Annotated in this window: 1 protein-coding gene and 1 riboswitch; the gene reads left to right on the forward strand. The window is 70.9% G+C overall.

The window, feature by feature from the left end:
* Positions 1-161 precede the first annotated feature (161 nt).
* A riboswitch (cobalamin riboswitch) is annotated at positions 162-381 on the forward strand.
* Between the two features lie 142 nt (positions 382-523).
* A partial coding sequence (locus ACTUAL_RS30950) for a ribonucleotide reductase N-terminal alpha domain-containing protein (RefSeq protein ID WP_440902708.1) occupies positions 524-2,157 on the forward strand: 1,634 nt, incomplete at its 3' end.

The raw sequence follows: 2,157 nt of genomic DNA on the forward strand, positions 1-2,157 counted from the left end.
ACTTTGACAAATTAATTATCGATTTTTTCGAGACTTTTTACTTCTGTATTTAATCACGCTTGCGGTATGACTCCACTACTTTCCGTCACCGGTTCGCGTGTTGCCCACCCCGCCCCGACGCGCCGATGTGGGGGTGTCGTCCACGCCCCTCCACAACATGTAGTGTCTCGCCCGTCAGCGGTTCGCCGCTCCCTCCCGAGGGGGCGGCGAGGCAAGAGGGAACCCGGTGGGAATCCGGGACTGCCCCGCAGCGGTGAGTGGAAACGACCGCCGTCACACAGCACTGGGCCCGTTCCGGGCCTGGGAAGCGACGGCCAGTAGGTCCGGTGGGAACGCCGGGTGTCCGCGAGTCCGAAGACCTGCCGTCGACGCGCGCGCCGACGCCTTCGGCGCGCGCTCGTCCGGGGCCTCGTGGGAGGGCCTTCGCGGACAGCCGGCGTGCGCGTTCCCCCGCGTCCCGGCTGCGGCGCGCCCTCCTCGCGAGCACCCCGGCGGTGTCCGGCTCGCGAGGAGAGAGAGGGCTGTGCCAACCACAACCACACCCGCCGCTGTCGCCAAGGCCCCGGTTCGGGTGGTCCGCCGCGACGGGGCGGTGTCTGCGTTCGACGCCACCAAGGTCTCGGTGGCGATGACCAAGGCCTTCCTGGCGGTGGAGGGCGACGGCGCGGTCGCGTCGTCCCGGCTGCACCCGCTGGTGGAGGAGCTGACCGGGCAGGTCGAGGCCGCGCTGCGCAAGCACGTGCGGCCGGACGTGGCCCTGCACGTCGAGCAGATCCAGGACCAGGTCGAGCTGGTGCTCATGCGCGGCGGCCACCACGCCGTCGCCCGCGCGTACGTGCTCTACCGGGAGGAGCGCGCCAAGGCCCGCGCCGCCACCGCGAGCGCGCCCGCCCCGACCATCCGGGTCACCCACCCGGACGGGCAGGTCAAGCCGCTGGACTGGGACCGCGTCGCCGCCGTCGTGGCCGAGGCGTGCGCCGGGCTGACCGACGTCAGCGCCGAGACCGTCCTGGCCGAGACCCGCCGCAACCTCTACGACGGCATCACCGCCGACGAGCTGGCCACCGCGCAGATCATGGCCGCCCGCACCCTCGTGGAGACCGAGCCGGACTACTCGTTCGCCTCGGCCCGGCTGCTGCTGGACAAGCTCCGCCGCGAGGCGCTCAGCCACGTCGCGGGGCAGCCCGTGGAGGCCACCGGCGAGCAGATGTCCTACGCGGACTACTTCCCGGCGTACGTGGAGCTGGGCGTGTCCGTGGACCGGCTCGACCCCGAGCTGCGCGCGTTCGACCTGCCCCGCCTGGCGCGGGCGATCCGGCCCGAGCGGGACCTGGCGTTCGACTTCCTCGGGATGCAGACCCTGTACGACCGCTACTTCCTGCACGACGACGGCGTGCGCTACGAGCTGCCGCAGGCGTTCTTCATGCGCGTCGCGATGGGCCTGGCGCTGCGCGAGGACGACCGCGAGGCGCGCGCGATCGAGTTCTACGAACTGCTGTCCTCGTTCGACTTCATGTGCTCCACCCCGACCCTGTTCAACTCCGGCACCACCCGCCCGCAGCTGTCGTCCTGCTTCCTCACCACCGTGGACGACGACCTGGACGCGATCTTCCGGGGCTACCGCAACAACGCCCTGCTGGCCAAGTACTCCGGCGGCCTGGGCAACGACTGGACGCCGGTGCGCGGCATGGGCGCGCACATCAAGGGCACCAACGGGCGGTCGCAGGGCGTCGTGCCGTTCCTGAAGATCGCCAACGACACGGCGGTCGCGGTCAACCAGGGCGGCAAGCGCAAGGGCGCGGCGTGCGCGTACCTGGAGACGTGGCACGTCGACGTCGAGGAGTTCCTGGAGCTGCGCAAGAACACCGGCGACGACCGGCGGCGCACCCACGACATGAACACCGCGAACTGGGTGCCGGACGAGTTCCTGCGCCGGGTCGAGGCGGACGCGGAGTGGACGCTGTTCTCCCCGGACGAGACCCCCGACCTGCACGAGCTGTGCGGCAGGGCGTTCGCCGAGCGGTACCGCGCCTACGAGGAGGCCGCCGACCGCGGTGAGATCCGGGTGCACCGCAGGGTGCGCGCGGTCGACCTGTGGCGGCGGATGCTGACGGTGCTGTTCGAGACCGGGCACCCGTGGATCACCTTCAAGGACCC

The organism is Actinosynnema sp. (assembly GCF_052038725.1).